Below are 18,361 nucleotides of genomic sequence, written 5' to 3' on the forward strand. Positions count from 1 at the left end.
GCGGCGTAGCTGAGGCGCGGCGTAGGAGGGCGCGGCGGGCGCGCGGGGGCGTGCGGTTAGCGGAGCGCGGCGGGGTCGATGCCGGCCTCGCGGGCCGCGGCCTCCTGCACCCACCGGGTCAGCGCACCGCCGCGCGGCTGCTGGCCCACGGCCACCAGCTGCGCAGCCAGGCCGTCGATGAGCGCGGTCACCCGGGCCGCCGCCGCCTTCGGGTCGGGGCAGTCGAAGTCACCGGTGGCGGTGCCCTCGCGCAGCAGGCCCGCGATGGCCTGCTTCCACTGCTGGTCGACCCGCTTGTAGACCGCCCGGATCTGCGGCTCGTGCATGGATGCCGCCCACGCATCGACCCACAGCCGCCAGCCCGCGGCGTCGCCCGTCGGCCCGTACAGGCGGACCACCTGGGCCAGTCGCGCCGTCACGTCCCCATCGGACTCCAGCACCTCGTCGAGGTCGTCGAGGTCGCGCTGCGCGGCCCGTTCGAACGCCTCGGCGACCAGGCGCTCCTTGGATTCGAAGTGGTAGAACACCAGCGGCCGCGACACCCCGGAGGCGGCCGCCACGTCCTCCACCCGCACCGAGGCGAGGCCGCGTTCGATGATCTGCTCGATCGTGGCGTCCAGGATCAGCGCCCGGCGGTCGTCCGCCGACAGTCGCTCCGTGGGCCGGGTCATGCGTGCCCTCCCGACGTGGTCGGCTCGGTCTGGCCTGTGGCTGAGGACGACCCTGCCACCCACCAGCAGGCCGCCGCATGCGGTCCGGCGGGTGCGAGCAGGGGCAGGTCCCGGGTACGGCAGTCCTGCTCGACCGCGGCGGCGCTGCCGTCGCGCAGCGCGGGGCAGCGCGGGTGGAACCGGCACCCGCTCGGGATGGCCGTCGGGTCCGGCGGCTCGCCGGTGAGGACGATGGGGTCGACGTGGTCGATCTCGGGGACCACCGACAGCAGCGCCCGGGTGTAGGGGTGCTGCGGCGCGGACAGCACCTCCTCGGTGGGGCCCTGCTCGACGATCCGCCCGAGGTACATCACCGCGATCCGGTCGGCGATGTTCCACGCCACGCCCAGGTCGTGCGTCACGACGAGCAGGCTGAGTCCCAGCGACTCCCGCAGCTGCAGCAGCAGCGCGAGGATCTCGCCGCGCACCGACGCGTCCAGGGAGGACACCGGCTCGTCGGCGATGATGACGTCCGGCTCGAGCACGAGCGCGCCGGCGATGACCACGCGCTGCCGCTGGCCCCCCGACAGCTCGTGCGGATAGCGCAGGAAGAACCGCTCCGGCGGCCGCAGCCCCACCCGCGACAGCGCCTGCGCGACCGCCGCCTCCTCGTCGCCGTCGAAGCCGTGCACGCGCAGGCCCTCGGCGACCGCCTCGTAGACCGAGCGCCGCGGGTTCAGCGCTCCGGTCGGGTCCTGCAGCACCAGCTGGACCTTGCGACGGTAGGACTTCAGCGCCGCCGTGGAGTAGTGCAGCGGCTCCCCCGAGGCACGCACGGTCCCGCCGGCGGGTCGCTCCAGGCCGAGCAGCGTGCGGGCCAGCGAGGTCTTGCCGCACCCGGACTCCCCGACCAGCGCGACGATCTCGCCTCGGCCGAGCTGGAGGTCGACACCGTCGACCGCGCGCGCGACGCGGTTGCCGCGCGCGTTGAACTCCACACGCACGCCCTCGGCCTGCAGGACCGGCTGCTGCGGTGTCACGCCGACACCTCCGCCGACAGCTCGGTGGCGAACAGGCAGGACGACCACCTGCGGTCGCCGGTCGGGGTGAGCGAGACCTCCGTGGTCGAGCACACGTCGCGGACCTGGGGGCAGCGCGGGTGGAACGAGCAGCCCGAGGGGGCCTCGCCCGGGAACGGCGGGTCCCCGGGCAAACCGCTGGGGGCGTAGCGGAATCGGTGGTCGCCGATCCGCGGGAACGCGCCCCCGAGGGCGCGGGAGTAGGGGTGGTGCGGGTCGTCGAACACCTGCGCCGACGGACCCTGCTCGACCACCTGTCCGGCGTACATGACCGCGAGGTCGTCGCAGGTGGACGCCAGCACGGACAGGTCGTGCGAGATGAACACCATCGCCAGGTCCAGGTCGCGCACCCGGTCGGTGAGGACCTCGAGGACCTGCTGCTGCACCATCACGTCCAGCGCGGTGGTCGGCTCGTCCGCGACGATGAGCCGCGGACCGCAGGCCAGCGCCATGGCGATCATCACGCGCTGCTTCTGGCCGCCGGACAGCTGGTGGGCGTACGACCGCGAGACCCGGGCCGGCAGCCCGACCTGCTCCAGCAGCTCACCGACGCGCTTGGACGCCGCCGACTCGCTGACCTTCTTGTCGTGCAGTCGGATCGGCTCGGCGATCTGGGGGCCGATCTTCTGCACCGGGTTCAGTGCGTGCATGGCGCCCTGGAAGACCACCGACGCGGTCCCCCACCGGACGGTGCGCAACCGTCCCCACCGCATGGTCAGCACGTCCTCGCCGTCGAGCAGCACCCGGCCGGTCACCTTCGCGGTCTTCGGCAGCAGCCGCAGCACCGTCGACGTCACCGTCGTCTTGCCGGACCCGGACTCCCCGGCGACGCCGAGGGACCGGCCGGCCTCGACGGACAGGGAGACGCCGCGCACCGCGGGGACGTCGCCCTCGCGCGACCGGTACGTGACGTGCACGTCCTCCAGCTCGAGGATGGCCATGGTCAGCGCCCTCCCAGCCGGGGGTTCACGATCTCCTCCAGCGCGCGACCGATCAGCGTGAACGACAGCACCACCAGGACCACGCACAGGCCCGGCGGCACGATGTACCACCAGGCGCCCGCCGACACCGCCCCGTTGGAGAACGCGTAGTCGAGGATCGCTCCCCACGACGGCCGCAGCGGGTCGCCCAGGCCGAGGAAGGACAGGGTCGTCTCGGACAGGATCGCGATGGCGACCGTCAGCGTCGTGTTGGCCAGCACCAGCGGGAAGACGTTGGGCAGCACGTGCCGGGTCATCTGGTGCCAGTTGCCCGCCCCGAGAGCGCGGGACCGCTCCAGGTAGGGCCGGCCCTCGACCGACAGCGTCTGCGCCCGGATCAGCCGGGCGGTGCCGGCCCAGGAGGTCACGCCGATCACGATGATGATCGTCAGCAGCGAGCCGCCGCCGAGGACCGTGGCCAGCACGATGGCCAGCGGCAGGAACGGGATGACCAGGAACCAGTCGGTCAGCCGTTCCAGCGCGGCCCCGCCGTACCCGCGGTAGTGGCCCGCGGCGATCCCCACCGTCGTCCCGATGACCATGGAGATGACCGTCGCCGCGATGCCGACCACGAGGGAGACCCGCCCGCCCCAGGCGAGCAGCGCGAGGATCGACCGGCCGGACTCGTCGGTGCCCAGCCAGAACTCCCCCGACGGCGGGTCCAGCACGCCGCCGGTGGCCCGGGTGACGCTGATGGTCTCCGCGGGGAACAGCACCGGCGCGAGCAGGGCGAGCAGGCCGAAGAACGCGAGGATCACGATCCCGGTCATCCCGCCCCTGTGGGTGCGGAACTGCCGCCAGCCGCGGGCGAAGGCCGCCCGGCGGCGGGCCCGGGCGATCGCCTTGCGACCGCGGGGCCGCCGGTCGCCCTGGTCCGCGGCGGGCGTCGTCTGGTCGGTCGCCATCACGGCCTCACCCTCGGGTCGATGACGGCGTACAGCAGGTCGGCCATCAGGTTCGCGAGGACGACGCCGATCGAGAACAGCAGGAAGATCGCCTGCAGCAGAGCGACATCCGGCCCGCGCAGCGCCTCGTACGACAGCAGTCCCAGACCCGGCCAGGAGAACACCGTCTCGACCGTGATGGCGCCCGACACGGTGAAGCCGAGGTTGAGGAAGATCAGCGTGATCGTCGGCAGCAGTGCGTTGGGGACCGCATGCCGACGGCGCACCAGTTTGTCCGTCAGCCCCTTCGCCCGAGCCGTGGTGAGGTAGTCCTCGCCCATCTCGTCCAGCAGCGAGGCCCGCATCACCAGCGCGTACTCGGCGAGGTAGACCAGCGTCAGCGTGGTCACGGGGAGAACCATGTGCCACGCGACGTCCAGCCATCCGGCTGGCGTCGAGGTGTCCACCCCCGGTGTGGAGATTCCACCGATCGGGAAGAACCCGTCCATCCCGAACACGCCGACGCCGAAGACGATGAGCAGGATCATGCCGAGCCAGAACTCGGGCATGGAGTACAGCGTCAGCGTCGCGCCCGTCGACACCTTGTCGAACATGCCGCCGCGCCGCCAGGCCGACCGGATGCCGATCCAGACGCCGATGATCGACGCCAGCACGATGGCGGTGCCGACCAGCAGCAGCGTCGGCCAGATCCGCTCGGTGACCAGCTCCCACACCGGCCGGTTGAACTGGGCTGAGTCGATGGCGCTGGAGAACGGGTTGCGCAGATAGGTCAGGAACTGCTCGAGCAGCGGCTTGTCCAGCTGCGCCCGGAGCTCGGCCAGCTGCTCCGCGGGGACGTTGCGTCCGCGCGTGTACATGCCGATCGGGTCACCGGGCAGCAGCCGGAACAGGAAGAAGTTGAAGACCAGGACGAACAGCAGGGTGCCGAGGGCGGCCCCGGTCTTGCGCAGGGCGAACTTCGCCGAGGGCGACAGCCCGCGCCGCCCCTTCTCCTTGCGCGGGAGCGGAGGCGGGCCGGAGACGGGGTCGGGACCGCCGCCCCCGGCCACCTCCTGGATGAGGGACACGGTGCGTGTGCCTACTCGACGTCGGCGTCGCCGCCGCGACGGCGGCCGATGGCGATGCCGGCGCCGACCAGCACGACCGCGCCGACGATCGCCGCGATGATCAGGCCCACGTTGGTGCCGCCGCCACTGGACGAGCTCGAGGACGCGTTGTCCGTGCCGCCGCTGGCGCCGGGCGACGCCGAAGCGCCGGTGTCGCCGCCGGTCTCCGCGCTCACCGGGGTGATGCTCTGGTACGACCAGGTGCCGTACTGGAACAGCAGGGCGCCGTCGGGTGCCGGCTGCGGCTGGAACCCGGTCCACCGGTCGGACCGGTACGCGCTGAGGTTGTCGTAGTAGAAGGTGACGACGTAAGCGTTGGAGTCGTAGATCATCTGCTGCATGGTCTTGACGATCTCCGCCCGCTTCGCCGGGTCGGTCTCCAGCTTCTGCTGCTCGTAGAGCTTGTCGTACTCCGCGTCGCAGTAGAACGAGTCGGACAGGCCCGCGTAGATCGTGCCGTCCTCGTCCGTGGACCGCTGACTGCAGATGAACGTCGACAGCTGGTAGTCGGGGTCGGGCTCGACGACCCAGCCCCACTCGAACATGTCGAAGTCACCGTTGCCGATGAGCTCGTACAGGGAGTCCTCGCTGACGATCTTCACCTTGGTCTCGATGCCGATCTGCGACAGCCAGTCCTTGATGTACTCCACCGACTTCTGCGAGTCGGTCGACTCCTGTCGACCGAGCAGGCGCAGGGACATCCGGGTACCGTCGGGTGCGACGCGCACGCCGTCGTCGCCCACGGTGTAGCCGGCGGCGTCGAGCGTGGCGTTCGCCGCGTCCAGGCTGAACTCCGGCTGGTTGGCCGGGTCGAGGTGCAGGTCGGTGTAGATCGGGGGGATCACGGTGGAGCCGGCGCTGGCGTACCCACCCATCACCTTGTCCACGAGCGTCTGCTTGTCGATGGCCTGCGCGATCGCGAGCCGGACCTGCGGGTCCTTGACCAGCGGGCTGCCGTTGCCGATCGGGGTCCCGTCGGCGAGGGCCGCCCCCATGTTGAAAGCCAGCTCGTTGAAGCCGGAGTAGACGCTGGGGGCCAGCGTGATGCCCTCAGCTCCCTCGAGGGAGTTGTAGACGTTGGCGGACAGGTCGTTGGCATAGTCGATCTCGCCCTTGCGCAGCGCCTGCGCGATCGCGTCGGTGTTCTTGTAGACGCGGAACACGACCTCGTCGGCCGCCGGCTTGCCGCCGTAGAAGTTGGGGTTGGCCTCGAAGCGCAGGTACTCGCCCTTGCGCCGCTCCACCAGGACGAACGGGCCGCCGCCGACGACCGGCTGGCCGTCGACCGGCTCGTTCGGGTACGAGCGGACCTTCTTGCCGTCGATGTCCTTCCAGATGTGCTCGGGGAGGATGTAGACGGACAGGTGGTACATGATCGGCGAGGGCTTGCTGACGTACAGGACCAGCGTGGTGTCGTCCTTGGCCTCGGCCTTGGTGATGGTCGCGGTGTAGTTGCCGAAGTTGGTCTGCTCGTAGTCACCGTTGATGACGCGGTTGAAGGTGTACGCCGCGTCGCGCGCGGTGAGCGGCTGTCCGTCGCTCCACTTCAGGTTCGGCCGGATCTTGTAGGTCCAGTAGGTCTTGTCCGCCGACTCCTCCCACGACTCCGCCAGCCCCGGCACGGTCGAGAAGTCCGCGGCCGCGTACTCCGTGAGGGTCGGGTACATCATCTGGTACGCCTCGTACGAGGCGGCCGCGATGCCGGTGAACGGGTTGACCGAGTCGACGTCCTGGGTGACGCCCACGGTGAAGGTCGTCTTCTCCGCGGAGACGACCTCCGGCGACGGGCTCTCCTCGGCTGCCGCCGGCACCAGTGGGAGGGCCACTGCCCCGGCCACGACCAGCGCCAGTGCCGCGCGCAGGCTCCGTCGTCGCGTGCTCGGCCTCATCTGCTACCTCCCGGCGTCCGGCAACCGGACTGATCCGTCAGTCAGTGGGATGGCGGGGAGGCTCGCACACGACCGGTCGATTCAGCAAACACGTGGCCCCCATCCGCGAGACCGTGACGATCCTGTGACCTGCACGGGATAGGGACGGGAGATCTTGCGGTACGGGCTCTTGCGCTCGGGCTGACCTGATGGTCAGGATGCCCGCACCGCGGGCCGGCCGGGTCCGCTCGAGTCCGCGCGAGGCCCGTCGATGCCGCACCGCACGAGCACGTCCCCCGCACCAGGGTTCTCCCCCTCGGGGTTCCCCCAGGCCCCGGCCGCGGCGACTCCGCTGGAGTCGGAGCCGGTGTTCGACCCCGCCGTGCACCTGGCAATCGGGGCGGTGCCCGCCACCAGGACGCTGTCGGACCTCGGCTACCCCGCGGACCGGGTCGACGCCGCGGTGGGGCCGGTGGCGGTCAGCGAGCCCTTCCCCCTGCTGACCCCGGCGGGCGTCGCGGCCCTGCGCCAGGTCGCGACCGCACTGGAGGGCAGCGCCATCGGCGGTCACGACGACCGCGCCCCCCGCTACGTACCCGGCGGCGGCTACCGCTCCGGCTTCTTGCGCGACCTGTGCTCCGACCCGACTCTGCTGGGCCACCTGTCCGAGATCGCGCAGGTACCGCTGCGCGCCCATCCGTTGGTGGACTGCCAGGCCTACGTCAACTACGCCCCACGCGACCTGGCGCTGGCGGTCGACACCTGGCACGCGGACTCCGTGGCGGTGGACATCGTGGTCATGCTCAGCGACCCGCAGTTGCTGCGCGGCGGCCGGTTCGAGTGGTTCGAGGGGACCGACGACGAGGCGGCGCACCTGCTCGGGACGACCCGGGAGCTGCTGCACCTCGGCGGCCCGGCGGACCTGCCCGCCGACCGGGTGAGGTGGGCGGACTTCCCCGCCGCCGGGTGGGCGGTCCTGCAGCAGGGCACGCACGTGGTGCACCGGGCCGCCCGCGTGGAGGAGGCGGCGGAGCGGACCACGCTGGTCCTCGGCTTCGCGCCGGCCGACCCGCTCGTCGATGACGCCACGCGGGTCGAGTACGTGGCGACCTGGCCGCACGACGGCCTCGCGGCGGACCTGGCCCGTCGGGCCGCCGACCTGGCCGCCCGGCGGCTGGACGCGGTCGCCGCCGGGCTGGACCCCGACGCCTCCGCCGACGCCTGCGCCCAGGCACTGGAGGACGCGGCGGCCGAGGTCGTCCGGACCGCCGCGGCGCTGCGGGCGGCGGCGGGCTGACACCCCCCGGGGTATCCTCGACCGCATGCCGGCAGCCCCTGACCCGACCGCGCCCTCCGCAGGCGCGGCCTCCCCGGCGAGCACCGTGCGGTGGTGGACCGTGCCCCGGTGGTGGACCCCGCGGCAGTGGGCCGCCGCCGGGATCGCCTTCACCGCCACCGTGCTGCTGGTCGGCATCCCGACGGCGGTCATCCCCAACCCGGCGTTCGGCCGCGCGGTGGAGCCGACCTGGTGGTCGCTCCCGGTCCTGCTCGTCACCGGCGTGCTGGGCGGGCTGCTGCTGGCGACGTACGTGCGCCCCGACGGTCCGGCGCGGGATGCCGACTCCTCCGACGGCACGCCGGGCGACGCCACCGCAGCGGACGAGTCGGTCGACAGGCCGGCGAAGTGGGGCACGGTCGGCGGGTTCCTCGCCTACTTCGCGATCGGCTGCCCGGTGTGCAACAAGCTGGTGCTGATCGCCCTCGGGAGCTCCGGCGCGCTCACCTGGTTCGCGCCGGTGCAGCCGCTGCTGGCCCTCGCCAGCATCGTCGTGCTGGCGGTCGCGCTGCGGGCGCGGCTGCGCGGGTCCCTGGCCTGCCCGGTCGTCCCGGTCCCGGCCCCGGCCGACGTCGTCGAGGGCGAATCCCCCCGGGGCTAGTCCGCCCGGGCGTACAACAGGGGGGTGGACCTCCCGCCACTCCCGGACTGGGACCCGGCGCCGGACGACGCGTACGGCCCGCGGTACGCCGACGCCCTCGCGCTGACGGCGTGGGGTCACCGCCACCAGCGGCGCAAGCGGGGCCCCGAGGAGCGGTCCGTCCCCGGGATCCCGTACGTCGGCCACGTGCTGGAGGTCAGCGCCCTGGCCCTGCTGGCCGGGGCGGACGAGGACCAGGCGGTCGCGGCGCTGCTGCACGACGCGCTCGAGGACTGGGACGCGCCCGAGGAGCGGACCGCCGCCCTGATCCGGGACCGCTACGGCGAGCGGGTGCTGCGGCTGGTCGAGGCGTGCACCGACCGCGACCTGGAGGGCAACCGCGACCGCGGGCGGCACAACTGGCGCGAGCGCAAGGAGCTGCACCTGCGGCACCTGGCCGAGCTCGGGCCTGAGGAGCTGCTGGTGCCCGCCGCGGACAAGGTGGCCAACGCGCGCGCGATCCTGGACGACCTGGCCGACGACGGGGTCCGGGTGTGGCAGCGGTTCAACGCCCCTGCGCCGGACATCCTCTGGTACTACCGGGCCAACCTGGCCGTGCTCCAGGAGGCCGTGCCGGACGGGCTGCTGACCCGCCGGCTGGCCGACCTCGTGGACCTGCTGGCCGAACGGATGCCCGGCGGCTGAGCGGCCGGCCGGACGCCGGCGGGCCCGCTACGACGACAGCGGTGTGAAGCCGCCACTGCGCGGGTTGCCGAACATGTCCGACGGGCCGCGCGCGTCCGCGACCAGAGCGGGGACGACGCCACCGAGCTCGGCGGGGTCCCAACGACCGGCCTTCGCGGCGGTGGGTCCCTTGACCCAGCCCTCGGCCACCCCGATCTCACCGCCGGCGACGGTGAACACCCGGCCGGTCACGTCGCGGGACTCGGCGCTGCCGAGCCAGACGACCAGCGGGGAGATGTTCGCGGGGTCCAGCGGGTTGAAGCCCGACTCCTCCCCCGCCTTGGCGGCGTCGGCCATCCCCGGCAGATCGGCGGTCATCCGGGTGAGCGCGACCGGCGCGATCGCGTTCGCCGTCACGCCCAGCCGCCCGAGCTCGTCCGCCAGGATGATCGTGAGCGTGGCGAGCCCGGCCTTCGCGGCGCCGTAGTTGGCCTGGCCGACGTTGCCGAACAGGCCGGACGGCGACGACGTGTTGATGATGCGGCCGTCGACGTCATGGCCCTCCTTGGCCCGGGCGCGCCAGTAGGCCACCGCGTGCCGGGTCGGCGCGAACGTCCCGCGCAGGTGCACCTTGATGACCGCGTCCCACTCGTCCTCGGTCATGTTGACGAACATCCGGTCGCGCAGGATGCCGGCGTTGTTGACCAGGACGTGCAGGTCGCCGAACGTGTCGAGGGCCTGCTGGACCAGGCGCCCGGCCCCCTCCCAGTCCGAGACGTCGTCGCCGTTGACCACGGCCTCGCCGCCCATCGCGCGGATCTCCTGCACGACCTGCTCGGCCGGGGACAGGTCGGACCCGTCGCCGGAGGTGCTGCCGCCGAGGTCGTTGACGACCACCCGGGCGCCCTGGCGGGCGAACTCCAGCGCGTGCTCGCGGCCGATGCCGCGGCCGGCCCCGGTGACGATGACGACCCGGCCCTCGCAGATGCCCGCCATGCCGACCACTCCTCGCTCGATGTCGTTGAACGGCTCCGTCGTTGTACGGCGTCCGGGCCGGGGCCCGGCGCCGCCGCGGCGGCGGCGGGACCGGGGACCGTGACCCGGGGCCACCCTGCCATCCTGGGCCGGCCGGGCCCCGGCCGGGGGCGGCCGCTGGCGCGGCCGACCGCCCGGGCCGGGCGGCGACCCGGGCGCGCGCCGCGTGGAGGAGGTGTCGGATGGCCCCGGCCGGCGAGGCGACGCCGCGGCTGCTCTTCGTCTGCACCGGCAACGCGACCCGGTCGGTGATCGGGGCGGCGCTGGTGCTCCGGGCGCACCCGGACTGGCCGGTCTCCTCCGCGGGGACGCTCGCCGTACCGGGACAACCGCTGGGCGCCAGCACCCGACGCGCGATGCAGCAGGTGGGGCTGGAGCCGCCCCGCCACCACCGCAGCGCCGCGCTGGACGGGGCGGAGATGTCGGCCGCCGACCTGGTCGTCGGCTTCGAGCGCCACCACGTGGCGTACGTACGCCGGCGCTGGCCCGCCGCCGCCGACCGGACGGCACTGCTCACCACCTGGGTGCGCCTGCTCCCCCCGGCCGGGGCACCGCTCGCCGACCGGGTGGCCTCGCTGGGACTCGACCGGCTCGAGCCGGACGACCTGCCCGACCCCGAGGTGGACGACCCGGGAGGCGGTCCCGAGGCCGGCTACCTGCGCGCCGCCGAGGAGATCAGCGCGCTGGTCGCCGCGCTTCTCCCCCGCCTGCCCTGACGCGGCCGGACGTCTGCCGTCAGGCGACCGGTGCGGACCCCGCCGCGCTGAGCACGGTCTCCAGCAGCGACGCGGCGTCCTTCTCGCTGGGAGCCGACACGCCCCAGGTCTTCATCTCGCGGGCGACGGCCTCACGGGCGCGCGCGAGCTGCTCGGTCACGACCCGCTTCTCCGCCCAGGACAGCTCGCGCTGGCGCAGCGCGACCTCGATCCGCGACATCCGGTTGGCGTCCGTGGGCAGCCGGTAGATGTCCGACACGAACCGCGCGATGTCCTCGCGGTAGTCGTGCCCGCGGCGGCCGAAGGTTCCGGGGACGACCTCCATCGCGTTGATGACGTCCACCAGGGTCAGGACGAAGGTCGTCGTCGGCCGCCAGGACGTGGACCGGGGGACGCGGATCGGCCGCTCCTCCACCGGACCGAGCCAGTCCGGCCGCTGGTAGAGCAGCGAGGGACCGAACTTGGGGATCGGGTCGTCGTGGTGGGTGAGCAGCAGGTAGCGGATCCGCTCGCGCCGCTCCTGCGGGATGGCCTCGTACTCCTCGTACGAGTCCAGCTCGGCGATCTCGCCGTCGGGGTCGATGCGCTGCGGGTCCAGCCGCCAGGTCCGGGCCCACTCCGAGGCGTGCGGGGTACCGAGGAAGATCGCGGCGTCGACGTGGTCGCGGTGGAACGCCGAGACCTTGCGGTGGTTGTAGACCCCCTGCATCGTCTGCGCGCCGAGGCTCTCGCCGAACAGCACGAAGCGCGGACGCCGGTCGTCCGGCATCCCGCTGAGCCGTCCGGTGATCGCGTGCATCAGCGCCCGGTTCTGCTCGGTCGCCAGGGCGACCCGGTCCAGGGACAGGAAGGACGGGAGCAGGGAGTACTGCATCGCGACCGTGGCGCAGTCGCCGAGGGTGAGGTACTCCAGCGCCTCGGACAGCACGTAGTTGACGTAGCCCGAGCCGGTGGGCGAGGCGAAGCAGAGCACCTTGCGCTCCCACGCCCCGGTGCGGTCCATCTCGTCCATGACCTCGTCGACGCGGTCGTCGACGACGTCGGAGGACTCCAGCCCGACGAAGACGCGGACCGGGTCCCGAGCCTCGTCGACCTCCATGACCTGCGCGATCTCGGCCGCGGGCAGCGCCATGTTGACGAACCGGCGGCCTTCGCGGCTGAGCGAGTCGAAGGTGACCGGTGAGCCGGGACCGCCCGTGACGTACGGCGAGTCCGGTGGGCTCTGGTACGCCGGCTCGATCGCCGCGCCGCCGGCCTCCACCGTGCGGGTGGCGTACTCGTAGCCCAGGTAGCCCGCGGTGCCCAGGGCGCCGAGACCGACGAGGTGGCCGATCGGGCTGGCCAGGTTCGCGTAGCCGGGGGCGACCCGCCGCACCAGGCGGGCGACCTGGTGGGCGACGGTCCGTTCGGCCGCCTCCAGGGTGAGGACGCCGGCGCCGACGCCGAGCGCGAGGCCCACCGACTTGCCGGGGGCCACGTCGGCGATGGTCTGGTCGCCGTACTCCTTCGCCCGACGGTGCATGCGGCTGATCCGGAACGCGGCGACCGCGATCCCGGCCGGCAGGGCGACGGGCGTGCGGCGCACCCAGGCGGCCGACGGGTAGCGCTCGGCGACGGCCTCCAGCGCTCCGAAGACCCCGGTCAGCCCGAAGCCGATCAGCCCGGTCCGGCCGGCCTCGAACGCGGCGACCCGCAGCAGGCCGCGGCGCAGCGGCTCGTCCGCCCGGGGCGGCAGCGCCCGGTAGACACCCAGGCCGACACCCGCGGCGACCGCGTTGCTGCCCAGCCCGATCAGGTAGCGCGAGGTGATCGAGGCGGTGTCGCGCCGGTTGCCCGTCACGGCACGGCCCAGCGCCTCGACGAAGCTCTGCGAGGCGGTGACCGTCGACAGCGTGGTGGCGGAGACGATGCCGGTGGCGATGGCCTGGTGGATCGTCTTGCGGGGCTGCAGCCCCGGTTCGAACGTCGGGCCGACGACGGCCGCCGCCGCGAAGCGGCCGGCGCGCTCGGACATGGACAGGTCGGGGCCGAACCAGCCGACCATGCGGTTCGCGACGCGGAGCACCATGGCGCGATCCTGCCAGGTGCCGGGGTCGGCTTCGCGGCGAGCGGGGTGACGGGCCCCGGGTGCCTCAGCGGATGATCGCCATGGTCTGCACGTTGTGCGTGACCAGCCGACCGTCCGGGGCCCACAGCTGCCGGATCTCGACCAGGTAGCCGGCGTCGCCGGCCACGAGCCGGCCGTGGTGGAGCAGCGGCTGCCGGGGGTCCAGGGTCGCGGGATCGACGAGCAGGTCGAGGGTGAACGTGAGCGTGACCAGGGGCCGCATCGTGGCCAGCGCGACCAGCGTCACCGGCCAGGCCGCGTCGGCGAGGGCAGCGACCTGGGCCTCGTCGTACGGCCGGGACTCGTCCCGGTCCCGGAACCGCACCCAGGCCAGGACGTCCTCGGGCCGTCCCTGCAGCGGCAGTCCCGACACCGGTCGGAACTCCACGTGCTGGCCGAACACCGGGCCGAACGGCGCCTCCACCGGCACGACCGGGACGTCCGCCCAGGAGGGGGACACGGGAGCGGGGGGCGGTCCCCAGGGGGCGCTGCGCAGGTCCAGGTCGGGGACCCGGTCCGCCCCGCGGGTGACGGCGGCGTGCACGAGCACCGGGGCGTCGGGCGTCGGGGCGGCGTCGGCGCGCACGGCCACGTCGTACGCGGCGACCGAGGAGCCGCGCCGCAGCGCGGTCACCGTGACCGCGGTGTCGCCCACCGGGACGGGCGCCAGGATCTCCACCGACATGCTCCGCAGCCGGGTTCCCGGGTCGGCGTCCGCGGCCTGTCGCTCGACCGCGCGCACAGCGGCGGCGACGGGCAGGCCGCCGTACGCTCCCCGGCCCTGCTGCCACCCGTCCGGGACGGCCCAGGCCCAGGTGCCCGGGTCGTCGGTGGGCCGCACCGAGGTAGCCCGTTCGAAGGCGGTGGCGGCGCGCTGGTCCGGGCCAGCGCCGACCCGACCGGGGTCGTCCGGGCGACGGGGAGCGACGGAGTCGGGCGTGCTGCCGTGGGCCATGGCCGCCATCCTCCCGAGGCGGCGACCTCCCCGCGCACGTGGCCCCCGGGCGACGCCGACCGCGAGATCACCGCGACGTCGGGTCTCCGCTGCCGTCAGCCGCGCAGCCGTAGGTGGGACGCCCCCCGCGCGTCCCGGCGCACCTCCAGCCGGTCCGGCACCCGCTCCTTGAGCTCGGCCACGTGGGAGACGATCCCCACGGCCCGACCGCCGTCCCGCAGGTCGTCGATGACGTCGAGCACCTGGTCGAGGGTGTCCGGGTCGAGGCTGCCGAACCCCTCGTCGATGAACAGCGTCTCCAGGTCGACGCCGCCCGCCTCACCGGTCACGACGTCGGCCAGGCCCAGCGCGAGCGCCAGCGAGGCGTAGAAGGACTCGCCGCCCGACAGCGTCCGCGTATCGCGACCCCGGCCGGTGAAGTGGTCGACGACGGCCAGGCCGAGGCCGGCGCGCTGGCCACCGGACCCCTCCTCCACGTAGGAGAACGAGTAGCGGCCCGACGACATCCGCTCCAGCCGCCGGGAGCCGGCCTCCACCACGGAGAGGAAGCGGGCCCGCAGCACGTAGGTGGGCAGGGTCATCCGCAGCCGGTTGGCTCCCTGCCCCGCGGCCACGTCCGCCATCCGGCGCACCGGTGCGGCGGCGGCGCGGGCCTCGGATCGGGCGCGCAGGGCCCGCTCGACATCGCGCCGTCGTCGGTCGTAGGCGGCGACCCGCTGCCGCAGCACCGCCTGGCGACCATGCTCGTCCTCCAGTTCGGCCACGGCGGCGTGCAGCGCCTTCTGCGCGACGTCCGGCTCCGGGACGGCGAGGGCGGCGGTCGCCACCAGGTCGGGGTCGGCCAGCGCGGCCAGGACGGCCGCGTGCTCCTGCTCGACCGCCGCGACGGCGTCCGCGAGCGACTCGATCGAGGCCGGGTCCCGGACGGCCTCGGCCGCGGCGGCCAGGGATGCGAAGCCGGCCGCCGCCGCCTCGTGCTCGGCCTCGACCCGCAGCCGGTCCCGCGCGCTGGCCCGGCCGGTGCGGGTGGCGACCGCGTCGGCCGCCCGTCCGTAGGCGTTGGCGCGCTCCTGCACGGTCGCGAGCAGGTCGGCGACGGAGGTCGCCCCGCCGAGGGTCCGGGCCAGGTCCTCCGCATCCCGGGTGAGCGTCTCCCGCTCCGCCGTCAGCCGGGCGCGCAGCGTGGCCACCCGCTCCTGGTCGCGGTCCCGGGCGGCGCGAGCCTCATCGGTCTCGGCGCGCACCGACGCCAGCTCCGCGCCCAGCCGCTCGACCTCGCGCGCAGCCGTGACGACCTCGGACAGTCGCTGGGCCGCCCGGACGTGCTCCAGCTCGGCGGCCGTCGGGTCCAGGCCCGCCGCGCGGGCCCGCCACGACTGGGCCTCCTCCCGGCGTGCGTCGAGGGCCGTCCGGGCCCGGTCCCGGTCGGACTCGGCGGACCGCCGGACGCCCTCGGCGCGCCGCACCGCCTCGGCGTCCGCGGCGTCGGCCGCGGCGCGGGCCGGCTGCGGGTGCTCGAGCGACCCGCAGACCGGGCAGGCGCCCCCGGGGGCCAGCCCCTGGGCGAGCTCCGCGGCGATGCCGTCCAGGCGCCGCTGCAGCAGGTCCTGGTGCGCATCGGTGGCCGCCACCGAGGCGTCGGCCGCGGCGCGGTGGCGCTGCTCGGCGGCCTCGACCTCGGCCAGCGCCGCGGACCAGGCGACCGACGCGAGGGAGCGCTCATGGGCCAGCGTCGCCGCCTGCTCGGCGTCACCCGACGCCGCTGCGAGGGCCTGCGCGACGGCGAGCCGCTCCGCCAGCTCGGCCGACCGCTGGGGGGCGGCGTCCAGCACCGCCTGCCACCGGCGGCAGTCCTCCTCGACCGAGGCCAGGTCCTGGGTCAGCGCGTCGCAGCCGGCCCGCCGCGCCTGCAGGCCGGCCTCGACCTCGAGCCATGGCCGGAGGGCCGCGGCCCGCTCGACCTGCCGCCGCTCGTCGGCCCGCAGGGCCGCCTCATCCGGCGCCTGCGCCTCCGCGCGAGGGAGCTGCGACCGGGTCCGGGCCGCCTCGGCGTCGGCGGCGGCCAGGTCCCTCTCGGCCTGGTCCAGGGCCCGGACCAGCGGGCCGACCGGGGCTGCCCGCCGGGCGGCCGACAGCTCCGCCACCCGAGCCTCGTGGTCCGCCCGGCCGGCCATCAGCGCGCGCTCGCGCTCCCGCAGCAGCGCCACCCGATCGCGTGCCGCCGCGGCCCGGCGGGACTCGTCCAGATCGGCCCGGCGTCGCTCGACCCTGACCTGCGCCGCCTCGGCGACGGCAGTGGCCGCAGCGGCCGCGGCGTCCAGGTCGGCGGCCAGCGCCTCCAGGTGCGCCGCCAGCGCGGCGTCGTCGTACTCGCCCACCTCGTCGCGCAACGCCGTGTCGGCTCCGGCCGCCTCGAGCGCCGCCCCGACCGCGACCTCCACCTCCCGGTCGGCGGCCCCCACGGCGCGGGCCGCCTCGCGCCGGCGGTCGGCCAGCAGCTGGGTCATCCGGTCGAAGTGGTCGGTGCGGAAGATGCGCTGCAGCACGGCCCTGCGCTGTTCGGCGTCGGACTGCAGGAAGCGGGCGAACTCGCCCTGGGGCAGCAGCACGACCTGGGTGAACTGGTCGCGGCTGAGGCCGAGCAGGCGGCGCACCTCGTCGTCGGTCTCCCCCACTCGAGTGGACAGGGTCGTCCGCGACCCGTCCGCCTCGATCCGCTCCAGCAGCACCCGGCCGGGGTCGGTGGTGGTGCCGCTGCCGCGGCGCCGGGGGCGGTCGTACGGAGGCACCCGCACGATCCGGTGCCGTACGCCGGACACGGAGAACTCCAGCTCGGCCCGCGGTTCGTGCCCGGGCTCGGCGAAGTCGGAGTGCAGCCGGTCCCTGCTGGTCGACGTCCCGGCCAGCCCGCCGTACAACGCGAACGTGACCGCGTCGAGCACGGTGCTCTTGCCGGCGCCGGTCGGGCCTTCGAGCAGGAACAGCCCGGACGCGACGAGCCGGTCGAAGTCGACGACCTCCTCGCCCGGGAAGGGTCCCAGGGCGCTGATGGTGAGCCGGTGCAGCCGCATCAGCCGCTCAGCTCCGCGCGCAGCGCATCCTCGTGCGCGGCGGCCAGCACGGCGAGCTCGGCGTCGTCCACCGGGCCGCCGGTGACGTAGTCGACGAAGCGGGTCGACAGCTCCACCGGGTCGACCGTCGCGCGGGCACGCCGGAGGTCGTCGGCCAGCGACGGCTCCCCGCCCACCGGCGCGAACTCCAGGACCAGGGCGTGCGGGAAGCGCGACCGCAGCCGCTCCATCGGCGCCTCCGGCCGGCGGGAGTCGGTCAGCACGGCACGCACCCACGCGTCCTCCCAGCGCGCCAGCGCCGGGTCCTCGAGCAGCGCCTCCAAATCCCCGGTGACCGTGGCCATCGCGCGCGGGACCGGGGTGGGCAGGGCCTCGGTGCGCACGCTGCCGTCGGCACCGAGGTCGACCAGGGTGACCGACTTGGTGTGGCCGGCCTCGGAGAACGAGTACGGCAGCGGCGAGCCGGCGTAGCGGACCGCCGGGGCGACGTCCTGGGCCGCGTGCAGGTGCCCGAGTGCGACGTACGCGGGGCCGGCGTCGGAACCGACTCCGAACACGCCGGCGGGGGTCGAGTCCACGCCGCCCACGCGCATGTCCCGCTCGCTGTCGCACGCCTGGCCGCCCTGGACGAACGCGTGCGCCACGACGACCCGGCGGGCGACGTCCGGGCGGGCGGCCGCGTCGGCGCGGACCCGGACCATCGCCGCGGCGAGCACGGATTGGTGGCTGCGGTCGGCCTCGAGCGCCGCGCGGGTGGCGTCGGGGTCGAGGTAGGGCAGGCCGTAGACCGCCACCTCGCCCTGGGCGTCGGTCAGCAGCACCGGGCTGGCGAGGTCGGCGACCGCGGTCCGCAGGTGGACTCCGCCGGCCCGGGCCGGACGGGCGCCGAAGCCGAGCCGGATGGCGGAGTCGTGGTTGCCGGAGGTGACGACGACCGCCACCCCGAGCGCGGACAGGCGGGCGAGCAGGTCGTCGGCGAGGGCCACGGCGTCGACGGGTGGCACCGCCCGGTCGAACACGTCGCCGGCGACCACGACCGCGTCGACCCGCTCCGCGGTCGCGACATCGACCAGCCAGTCGGCGAAGGTCGCCTGCGCCGGGATCAGGTCCTCGCGGTGCAGGGACCGGCCGAGGTGCCAGTCGGAGGTGTGGAGCAGTCGCACGTCGGCGACGCTACCGACGGGGTCCGACAGTCCCCGGGCACCGCGCCGGACCGACACCTCCCGGCCTGCGTACCGGGGCGGTTCCGGCGCGGATCAGCGCTCCCGGATCGGCGCCAGCGCGTCGGG

Annotated in this window: 15 protein-coding genes; 4 read left to right on the plus strand and 11 right to left on the minus strand. The window is 74.5% G+C overall.

The features are described 5' to 3' along the window. Window positions 1-56 precede the first annotated feature (56 nt). The 6 genes from R2737_00980 to R2737_01005 are packed head-to-tail and all read right to left on the minus strand — an operon-like array spanning window position 57 to window position 6,609. Window positions 57-671: a TetR family transcriptional regulator C-terminal domain-containing protein gene (locus R2737_00980; GenBank protein ID MEZ5114812.1), complete on the minus strand. Its 615-nt coding sequence runs from the start codon at window positions 669-671 to the stop codon at window positions 57-59. Beyond that, window positions 668-1,690 carry an ABC transporter ATP-binding protein gene (locus R2737_00985; protein MEZ5114813.1) on the minus strand — a complete coding sequence of 341 codons (1,023 nt, stop codon included), beginning with the start codon at window positions 1,688-1,690 and terminating at the stop codon, window positions 668-670. The genes R2737_00980 and R2737_00985 overlap by 4 nt, the downstream gene beginning before the upstream one ends. After that, a complete protein-coding gene (locus R2737_00990) occupies window positions 1,687-2,670 on the minus strand; it encodes an ABC transporter ATP-binding protein (protein MEZ5114814.1) in 984 nt (327 codons plus the stop codon). The genes R2737_00985 and R2737_00990 overlap by 4 nt, the downstream gene beginning before the upstream one ends. A gap of 2 nt (window positions 2,671-2,672) precedes the next feature. Next, window positions 2,673-3,614, minus strand: a complete 942-nt coding sequence (locus R2737_00995; GenBank protein ID MEZ5114815.1) for an ABC transporter permease — start codon at window positions 3,612-3,614, stop codon at window positions 2,673-2,675. After that, window positions 3,614-4,681 carry an ABC transporter permease gene (locus R2737_01000; GenBank protein MEZ5114816.1) on the minus strand — a complete coding sequence of 356 codons (1,068 nt, stop codon included), beginning with the start codon at window positions 4,679-4,681 and terminating at the stop codon, window positions 3,614-3,616. The genes R2737_00995 and R2737_01000 overlap by 1 nt, the downstream gene beginning before the upstream one ends. A gap of 11 nt (window positions 4,682-4,692) precedes the next feature. Then, window positions 4,693-6,609, minus strand: coding sequence for an ABC transporter substrate-binding protein (locus tag R2737_01005; protein MEZ5114817.1), 1,917 nt, complete (start codon window positions 6,607-6,609; stop codon window positions 4,693-4,695). Between the two features lie 250 nt (window positions 6,610-6,859). On the opposite strand from R2737_01005, the gene R2737_01010 reads away from it, so the two are divergent. From R2737_01010 to R2737_01020, 3 genes are read left to right on the plus strand one after another with little or no spacing between them, the layout of a single operon-like run. Then, entirely contained in the window at window positions 6,860-7,885 is a 1,026-nt protein-coding gene (locus R2737_01010; protein ID MEZ5114818.1) for a hypothetical protein, read from the plus strand. 25 nt (window positions 7,886-7,910) lie between these two features. Further along, window positions 7,911-8,525, plus strand: a complete 615-nt coding sequence (locus R2737_01015) for a hypothetical protein (protein ID MEZ5114819.1) — start codon at window positions 7,911-7,913, stop codon at window positions 8,523-8,525. 24 nt (window positions 8,526-8,549) lie between these two features. Beyond that, the gene (locus R2737_01020) at window positions 8,550-9,209 is read left to right on the plus strand and encodes an HD domain-containing protein (protein ID MEZ5114820.1); all 660 of its coding nucleotides are present in this window, start codon (window positions 8,550-8,552) and stop codon (window positions 9,207-9,209) included. Between the two features lie 27 nt (window positions 9,210-9,236). Here R2737_01020 and R2737_01025 read toward each other — a convergent pair whose 3' ends face one another. Beyond that, window positions 9,237-10,184 carry an SDR family oxidoreductase gene (locus R2737_01025; GenBank protein MEZ5114821.1) on the minus strand — a complete coding sequence of 316 codons (948 nt, stop codon included), beginning with the start codon at window positions 10,182-10,184 and terminating at the stop codon, window positions 9,237-9,239. 221 nt (window positions 10,185-10,405) lie between these two features. On the opposite strand from R2737_01025, the gene R2737_01030 reads away from it, so the two are divergent. After that, window positions 10,406-10,939, plus strand: a complete 534-nt coding sequence (locus R2737_01030) for a hypothetical protein (GenBank protein ID MEZ5114822.1) — start codon at window positions 10,406-10,408, stop codon at window positions 10,937-10,939. A 19-nt stretch (window positions 10,940-10,958) separates the two neighbouring features. Here the strand turns inward: R2737_01030 and R2737_01035 are convergent, their stop codons facing one another. The 4 genes from R2737_01035 to R2737_01050 all read right to left on the minus strand — a co-directional run bounded on the left by R2737_01035 (window position 10,959) and on the right by R2737_01050 (window position 18,235). Continuing rightward, on the minus strand, window positions 10,959-13,007 hold the full coding sequence (locus R2737_01035) for an alpha/beta-hydrolase family protein (GenBank protein MEZ5114823.1): 2,049 nt from the start codon (window positions 13,005-13,007) through the stop codon (window positions 10,959-10,961). 64 nt (window positions 13,008-13,071) lie between these two features. Beyond that, the gene (locus tag R2737_01040) at window positions 13,072-14,001 is read right to left on the minus strand and encodes a thioesterase family protein (GenBank protein ID MEZ5114824.1); all 930 of its coding nucleotides are present in this window, start codon (window positions 13,999-14,001) and stop codon (window positions 13,072-13,074) included. Between the two features lie 95 nt (window positions 14,002-14,096). Further along, window positions 14,097-17,072: an SMC family ATPase gene (locus R2737_01045; GenBank protein MEZ5114825.1), complete on the minus strand. Its 2,976-nt coding sequence runs from the start codon at window positions 17,070-17,072 to the stop codon at window positions 14,097-14,099. Continuing rightward, complete coding sequence (locus tag R2737_01050) at window positions 17,072-18,235, minus strand: exonuclease SbcCD subunit D (GenBank protein MEZ5114826.1); 1,164 nt, start codon at window positions 18,233-18,235, stop codon at window positions 17,072-17,074. Before R2737_01050 ends, R2737_01045 begins: the two co-directional genes overlap by 1 nt. Between the last annotated feature and the right edge of the window lie 126 nt (window positions 18,236-18,361).

Source organism: Candidatus Nanopelagicales bacterium (assembly GCA_041393815.1).
Lineage (GTDB): Bacteria > Actinomycetota > Actinomycetes > S36-B12 > JAWKJK01 > JAWKJK01.